The sequence below is a fragment of the Haemophilus sp. HMSC071C11 genome (genome assembly GCF_001837655.1).
Classification (GTDB): domain Bacteria; phylum Pseudomonadota; class Gammaproteobacteria; order Enterobacterales; family Pasteurellaceae; genus Haemophilus; species Haemophilus influenzae.
In genome coordinates this window covers 1-7,243 of record NZ_KV833441.1, presented here as the reverse complement: position 1 = coordinate 7,243, position 7,243 = coordinate 1, and the positions used below count along the sequence as shown (strand labels likewise).

At 36.3% G+C, this 7,243-nt stretch carries 10 protein-coding genes; 2 read left to right on the top strand and 8 right to left on the bottom strand.

Going from position 1 to position 7,243, the window contains the following annotated elements; genetic code table 11:
• Positions 1 to 301 precede the first annotated feature (301 nt).
• From HMPREF2644_RS09150 to HMPREF2644_RS06740, 4 genes are all read right to left on the bottom strand, one after another.
• Positions 302 to 553 (bottom strand): phage antirepressor Ant, encoded by a 252-nt coding sequence (locus HMPREF2644_RS09150; RefSeq protein ID WP_011272603.1) that lies wholly within the window; start codon positions 551 to 553, stop codon positions 302 to 304.
• A 337-nt stretch (positions 554 to 890) separates the two neighbouring features.
• Positions 891 to 2,162: a hypothetical protein gene (locus HMPREF2644_RS06745; protein ID WP_005666905.1), complete on the bottom strand. Its 1,272-nt coding sequence runs from the start codon at positions 2,160 to 2,162 to the stop codon at positions 891 to 893.
• Between the two features lie 780 nt (positions 2,163 to 2,942).
• On the bottom strand, positions 2,943 to 3,101 hold the full coding sequence (locus HMPREF2644_RS09320; protein ID WP_005650499.1) for a hypothetical protein: 159 nt from the start codon (positions 3,099 to 3,101) through the stop codon (positions 2,943 to 2,945).
• Positions 3,102 to 3,428: 327 nt separating this feature from the next.
• Entirely contained in the window at positions 3,429 to 3,650 is a 222-nt protein-coding gene (locus HMPREF2644_RS06740; RefSeq protein WP_005650500.1) for a hypothetical protein, read from the bottom strand.
• 14 nt (positions 3,651 to 3,664) lie between these two features.
• On the opposite strand from HMPREF2644_RS06740, the gene HMPREF2644_RS06735 reads away from it, so the two are divergent.
• Complete coding sequence (locus HMPREF2644_RS06735; protein ID WP_005650502.1) at positions 3,665 to 3,835, top strand: YegP family protein; 171 nt, start codon at positions 3,665 to 3,667, stop codon at positions 3,833 to 3,835.
• A gap of 313 nt (positions 3,836 to 4,148) precedes the next feature.
• On the opposite strand, the gene HMPREF2644_RS06730 is transcribed toward HMPREF2644_RS06735, so the two are convergent.
• From HMPREF2644_RS06730 to HMPREF2644_RS06715, 4 genes are read right to left on the bottom strand one after another with little or no spacing between them, the layout of a single operon-like run.
• Positions 4,149 to 4,580, bottom strand: a complete 432-nt coding sequence (locus HMPREF2644_RS06730; RefSeq protein ID WP_038441203.1) for a hypothetical protein — start codon at positions 4,578 to 4,580, stop codon at positions 4,149 to 4,151.
• A complete protein-coding gene (locus HMPREF2644_RS06725) occupies positions 4,577 to 4,912 on the bottom strand; it encodes an STAS-like domain-containing protein (RefSeq protein WP_005666912.1) in 336 nt (111 codons plus the stop codon). Before HMPREF2644_RS06725 ends, HMPREF2644_RS06730 begins: the two co-directional genes overlap by 4 nt.
• Positions 4,913 to 4,914: 2 nt before the next feature.
• Positions 4,915 to 5,991, bottom strand: coding sequence for a hypothetical protein (locus HMPREF2644_RS06720; RefSeq protein ID WP_070828342.1), 1,077 nt, complete (start codon positions 5,989 to 5,991; stop codon positions 4,915 to 4,917).
• A gap of 51 nt (positions 5,992 to 6,042) precedes the next feature.
• Positions 6,043 to 6,741, bottom strand: a complete 699-nt coding sequence (locus HMPREF2644_RS06715; RefSeq protein ID WP_005650509.1) for a LexA family transcriptional regulator — start codon at positions 6,739 to 6,741, stop codon at positions 6,043 to 6,045.
• Between the two features lie 110 nt (positions 6,742 to 6,851).
• Between HMPREF2644_RS06715 and HMPREF2644_RS06710 the strand changes: the two genes are divergently transcribed.
• Complete coding sequence (locus HMPREF2644_RS06710) at positions 6,852 to 7,040, top strand: transcriptional regulator (RefSeq protein WP_005650512.1); 189 nt, start codon at positions 6,852 to 6,854, stop codon at positions 7,038 to 7,040.
• Positions 7,041 to 7,243 lie beyond the last annotated feature (203 nt).

Below are 7,243 nucleotides of genomic sequence, written 5' to 3'. Positions count from 1 at the left end.
TCCTCCAATAAAAAACCGCCCATAAGAGCGGTGGTTTGTTAATATTGTTGTGTCTGTTCGGCATGACAGATTTTGCCGTCACTGTCTTGATTAAGATTTAGGGCGTGCGCCATATACACCACAAATGCACACACGAGCGTAATGATTAATTTGTTCATTTTCTGTTCCTTTTGTCGGATTTTAGGTGTGAGAATCCGCCGCAGGCTTAAAAAAGTGCGGTCGGATTTTGTGATGTTTTATTGGGCAATGAGGTTTTTCGCTCTTTCCCAATTCATTTGATTAGACGCTTTAAATGGTGCAATTAATTTCTGAGTTCTTTGCCCATATCGAGGGTAATGTGATATTCCTTGCGTGGGCGTCCGTTGGTGCGTTCGGTGATGACGAGGTAGTCTTCATTTTGGATGAAGCCATATTCGTTGATGCGGTTTTTGATCCAATCAGTGTATTGCTGTTTGCTTTCTACGAATGCGTGAAGTTCACGAGCGTTGCAAAGTTGAACGGGTTGATTTTGGATTAAGCCATTAAAAACAGGAATTAAGTTTAAGTGTGTCATTGTGATGTACTCTAAGTTAAGTTTTAAAACTCATCACGAACCACTGCGAATAGTTGGTGATGAACTGAATAGGATTCGCAGTACCGTACTTAGAGCAAAACGGCGGATCTTTCGATCCTCCTAAACAGTTCATCATTGGGCTTTTTCATAAATTTATGAAAAAGGTAGAATAGCTGTTTTGTGGCGATAAAAAAAGACGCATTGAGCGTCTGTCTTTCCACCGCTCCAAGTTATTCAGAAACTGCGACATTCCCGACTTTCTGTTGAAAGTGTGGTTATCTTAATCCGAAGTGAGGGCGGTGTCAAATAAAAAGCGCTGAGAATTTGAGGGAGCGAGTTATTCATCATCAATTAATTCTTTTGTTTTCTTTGGAATGTCATTCACCTCTCCTTTAATACCATCAACAGCTTTATCCAGGCGTTTTCCTACTCCATCGATAATTGTTTCAAGTGGTGTGCTTTTTAAATCTTTGTCAAAGACTTTGGTTGGATTTATCCCCAAATTATCCACGGCAATTTGCAGAAGTTGCTGATGTAATTTAGGGTCTTGTTCTTGTACTTGTTTCTTATAACCTTCAAATGCCATTGCTGAGGAATATTTGTAGTTATAATCCTCCCTTAATCTAAAGAGATAAGCCCGTTCTTTTGCTTTTAACCAGGCGATGACAAGTAACGGGATTGTCACAATGGACTTAGCAAGAAATTGTAAAATATTAAGGCTGTCTGCTGCACTCAGGCTTGTTGAATAATTGAACAATGAAATAACAGATGTTGCAACAAGTGACCCAAGCAAAATTTTATCTACAGCTTTCATTTTACTATCGATATTTTCAGATTGAGTTTTAAACGAACCTGCCATGCTTGCTCGGTTGGCGTCTTCAATAATCATTTCAATCTCCTCTTTTTGTTTATTGAATAATTTAATCATACCTTCAATATCTTCATGATATTTTTCGATTTGGGGTTTATTGGTTTCCGCTGTGGTTGCTAATGTCGTAATTTTAGTAAGATTATTTTGTGCGGTGAATTCATAGTTCGAAATGTCGCCACTTAATTTCTCTGACTGTTCGTGCCACTGGGAAATTTCAGTTATTTGTTCTTGTGCGTCGTTATAAGATTTTTTGAGTGTAATCAGTGAGTTTTTTAAATTTTCGAACTCCTTTTTATTCTCTACTAATTGCTCTTCAAGTGAGATGTGCTCTTCTAAATTCAATTTTGCTTTGGATATATCTGCAGCAATAGCATTGAGTTCTTCTTCTGTTCTTAATTCACCCTTAACTTCAATTAAATATAATTCCTTGATTGTCATTCTTAGTTTGATTAGAGATAAAATAAATGAATTTACATCATATTCATCCCATTTATTACTCGCTCTTTTTTTATTGAGGATGCGAATTATTTTTTTAATTAATTGAAGAGAAATATATTTTGCATAGGAAATTTCAAGACTTTTTCCAGATTTTTCTATTTTCTCTATTAAGGGATAAAGTTGCTCTATTTCTTTGATAATTTCGGGTGATTTTATTTCGCCCATCCACTCATAGTCTTCGTTGATTTTTGTATTAATTAAGTTTTTTAACTCAGTCAGTCTTGCTTTAACGGTTTTCATAGCATTCCCTTTATATATTAAAAATTATTCTGATTGTAAGGTAATTTTTCGGGATAAAAAAGCCCTCGTTTTACAGAGGGAAAAACTAAGGAACCGCATAAGTTTTAAGCCCTCATGCTCGGCTAACTTCGTTTGTCTGCCATTTCAAAGCGCACTCTGTCTTGCATTTGTGTTTCTGTGCGCTTGGATTCACTCTCTGCTGAGTACGCTTTGAAATTTACCGTCTTTCCGGTATGTCACGCCTTTAGCTAACGTTTGCTGTCTGTCGCTTTCCCATTTTTAACCAACTTGAAAACAGACCAAAAGGTGTGGTTCGGTTTACCTGTCTGTTTCCACTTTCGGCAACTGCACCGTTTTTCACAGGCTTCCACTTGGACAGATATTCAAAACACAGTGTTGCTAAGTAGGTTAGGGCTTTCAATCTAACGACCGCCTAGCACCGTTATGCACTGTGATTCTGTAGCCAAATTGTCTAAAACTCAAAACAGGTTAATGATGAGTGCCTTTCTTTATACTTGTAAGGCTCAAGTCCTTATTGTCACCACAACACATAAGGAATATAATTTCCCTCAACCACAACACAAAAAATAAGGAAGCATCATGAAAAAATAGCAGCAGATAAAATAGCTCTTGTTATGGCAAGAGATATTTTAAAAACAAACTCTCAATATTTGCGAGAAGTTAATGAGTATGTGGCCGAAGATATTGCCAGATTTGTTTCAACATTATCATCAAGATTGCAAGAATCTATTGATGATAGCATTTCCAGTTCAGATATTTTTAACGCCCATAAGAATCAATAAACATCACTGCCGAACATACACTCTCAGCTAATTCACTTGGTGTTAAATTTGTATTTTTATCAGCACTTTCTAATACAGCCTGTTTGATTAGATTTTTATCTTTATCAGATAGGCTTTTTTCTTGTTTTTCTTCCATATTTGAACCTCGTTTGTTTTATGTCTGCCATTTCAAAACACACTTCATCTATCATTCGCAACGGTTTCACATGCCGTTGTGTCTCTGTACTAGCAAATGTGTTTTGAAATATCCACATTGGGATATTCGCCTGCTTGAGCTCCACTTTCGGCAACTGCACCGTTTTTCATTGGCTTTGCATGGGCAGACTTTAAAACTCACTCTTAACTAAGTAGGTTAGGGCTTTCAATCTAACGACCGCTTAGCACCGTTGGGCTTCCGTCTGCGCTTCCGCCGAGTGAGTTTCTTTAACCAAATTGTTTAAAATTTGTGATGAAAGTCACTGACTTACATAAACTTTTTAGCTATTCTTGTAATCAACCTTGATACTTTCGATAGCGGATTTTCAGGAATGTAAACTGAAAGGTGAATCTCGCCGTCAACAGTACCTTGGGACATTGCTTTTAGCTTTTCTTCCGCTTCTTCGAATGAATGGGCGTAAACATCTGTCGCCCACCTTTTGCCGTCGAAGTGATAAGAAATTGCATAGCGTTTCATTTCTTCTTGCATAAGGAACTACCTCTATGTATTTTCAGATATTTCAGGGTGTAAACAATCAGTGGTATTGGCGACTAAAAGCCGCCAATCATGAAACCATTGCAGTTAGCGAGGGTTATACAACCAAACAAAACTGCCTACATTGCATTGGTCTAGTTATGGATACTGATAGAAAGACACCTATTTATGAATCTTAATAACTAAGCCCTGTTCGCAGGGCTTTTTTTCATCACAAATTTTTAAAGAGCATTGAGATTGTGTATCTCGTTTTGATGTGGCTAATTCTACTTAAAGTAGATTTAATTGCAACTAAAATTTGCACAAAAGTAGATTTATTCTCTACTTTAATTTGTAATCCGTTGATTTAAAAAGAAAAGAATTTTGAGAAAAGTTGTTTGATTGCCTGTTTTTTAGGCAAATTAGGTGAGGGAGGTGAAAAGTTCGGTCGATTTTTGAGGTGTTTCGGTGAGTTTTAGGAAAAAGAAAACCGCCACGAAGGCGGTTTAGGTGTCATATAAATTTAGGAGTAAAGAAAGTCTTTAGTGCATCTAACTTATAAATTAGTCCACGCATTGCAGTGTTCCTTACCTCAAGATTATCTGATACAAGATGATCTGTAATTGCTTGTTTTACTTCTCTTAACTCCATTCTAGGGTAACGTTCTGAATTTGATAGGCTTTTAATTTCCAGACATTTTGATTGCAATCTTTTATGAAATGCAATCATAAGGTGGTAATCCATTTCATCACTTAAATTTGATTGTGTCTTTTTGTGGATATTTAACGCTTCTGTAAAAACAAGATCGCACAAATCAGATAATTTTGAGAGCTCTCCATTATAAGCTGTATTTTTTAAACCCCTTGCGCCTAATATATAGCTTATAGGTAACGCAAAGATAGAAACTATAAGCGCGGAGAAAGCTATTAGATCAGAAAGAGTCATTTATTATCCTTCAAAGATAAAATCTCAATCTCTTTTTCTACATAACTTTTAATTTCGTCAATAATATCATGGTCGTCATTTGAAATAAGGTTTTTAACAAGATTTAAAACAACCTCTGGAGAAATACCTTTTCTAATTGCTCCTCCAAAAGTTTCTTCAAGAAATGAAGAGCCATATCCTTCTGTGTCATCTAAATTAAGAATGATATCAGGATCCCTTTTTATTGCTGGGATAAGAATAGAATCTCTAAATTCCTCTCCACTAGCTTTACCATCTTTAATGTAACGTGGACCTGGATATTGGCTGAAATCTTTTACATAAATAGTTTGCATTATTATTCCTTAATTTCTTGTAGCGGAATGTTCCACTGAACAACAGTACCATTAATAGAGTATCTAGATTCTTTGGTTAAATCTGGCTTATCTTTGCCATTATACACATACATTCCTCGATTTGAACGAATTATTAGCCTGCTTCCTGGTGTTTTGTCAATAAATGCTCGAATATCACTTCCCCCTTTTCCTCTATGTCCCAATCCTGTTCGGGTTTCTTTAATGAGGGTAGAGGCTTTTATATATAAACAATCTTTTGTCGGTTTCCCCAGCTGCTTTAGTCTATTCCAAATAGCAGAAAGTACATTTGCTTTCTGTGTTTTTTCTAGGGTATTAGGGATCCCGTGACCCAAATCACAAACAAAAAGTGACAATTTTCCTTCTAGGATAGCAAGCAACATCCACCAACGTTTTATAGGAAATTCTCGTTCACTATAAATATTTTGGGCGTAAGCATGTTCTACCGCATTTGCAATCGCTTCAATGTAACTAGGATATATCCCTTTCACCCCCATACTTTTAAGTTCATCTAATAGTGGCTTTGTGATTTCGCCATCTGCACTATCACTATAAACATAATGCCAACATTTCACATTTTCTTGAGAAGATGAAGATGTATAATTAAACCCTAAGGATTTATATAGTCCTATATGACAAAATATAGCATCAACATCATAGGGAATATGTTTACGATGATCTGCTGGTTTTGATTTTGGTCTTACAATTTGAAATTTCAAGGTTCTATATTGCGATTTTATCGTATCTAAAACAGCTATTAAAACGCTACAAGCGGCAGCATCGATAATATCAGTGTCCCGAAAATTTAGTTTCAGGCGACTTCGACTTCGTGCTGCTAGTTTTGCTTTTTCTTCGAGCTCTTCTTTAAATGCTACAAATTCATACCCTATTTCTTTAGCTAAAATAATTTTATATGGGGCGATAACCTCAAAAAGATTAAAGGATTTATGAGCATGTTTATATTTAGGCTTTCCGCCTCTTTGTCTGATTTTCTTTTCTTTACTTGTGAGAGCTCGTAATGTTCTTTGTCTAACAATAGATCTCCATAATCGAATATCCATAGTTGGTTCCTTGGGTAACTTATGTAGAAGTCGTTTTAGTTATTATGTTTTCTATAATAATACTGAATACCAAAACACTTTCCCTAACACAGAAATATCTTGTAGTTCTGCTATTTCATCAGGGTGTTCTTCGGTGTTATAACTGCGGATTTTCACTTGTTCGTTTGGCATATTGTAAAGTAGCTTTATGCGTAGTAGCCCACCGTGATTTATTGCGTATATTTTCCCATCTCGGATTGTTTTATTACCAAGATCAATGCCAACTGTTGTTCCATCCGGAATAACAGGCTCCATCGAGTTTCCGTCAGCAATCACACATACCGCATTTTCGTACTGTACGCCTTGTTTACGTAGTGTTGATTTGGAAAAACGCAATTTGAAGTTGTTATAGTCCGCTATGTCATCAGCAAATCCGTTTCCAGCAGCAAGGCGAATGTCTTGATAAAACGGAACGGCGTATTCATCGCTATTTAGTGGAGTATTGCGATCCCATAAGTCGAATGAGCCAACGTCTTTCACATTAGAAGTTACTTGATTTTCTAAAGAATCGACTGTTCCGTATTTCAAATGAGCAGGGGTAACTCCAAAGTACTTCGCTATAGCTTCAATTTTATTATCTCTCGGGGTTGCAGTGCCTAAAGTGTAACGTCTAGCCATTTCATAGGTTACGCCAACAGCTTTTTGTAAATCCACAATATTTTTGCCTTGTTTAGCCATTAATTCATTAAGTCGGCTTGCTAAATCTGTCATAGACACTCCTTTATTCTACTAAAGGTAGAAGATACAAAATTAAAATGGTTGATTCAATTCTATTTTTAATAGTAGAATTATACTACTTTAAATAGAATAAAGAGGTTAAAATGCTACCAATCGAAAAAGCTTATGAAATCGTGGGCGGTATTTCGGCTATGGCTCGACATTTCAATCTTACCCCTTGGGCTGTTTCCAAGTGGCGTGAAAAAGTACCTGCGGAACGTTGCGCAAAGATTGAAGAACTTACAGATGGAAAAGTCAAGAAATCCGAATTACGTCCTGATTTGTGGGATTAATTTACCAACCTTTACCAAAAAGAAAACCATAAAAATAAGGCAAAAATTATGGAAATGAAGAAAGTTATTATCGAAATGGTTGATCGGATTCCTGGGGGGAGAAGTGCGGTAGCTGGATTCCTAGGTTTTACCGAAAGTGAATTAAAGAATCGTCTTTATCAAACAAAGGGTCAGCGATTCAAAAATGAAGAATTAATTGCGAT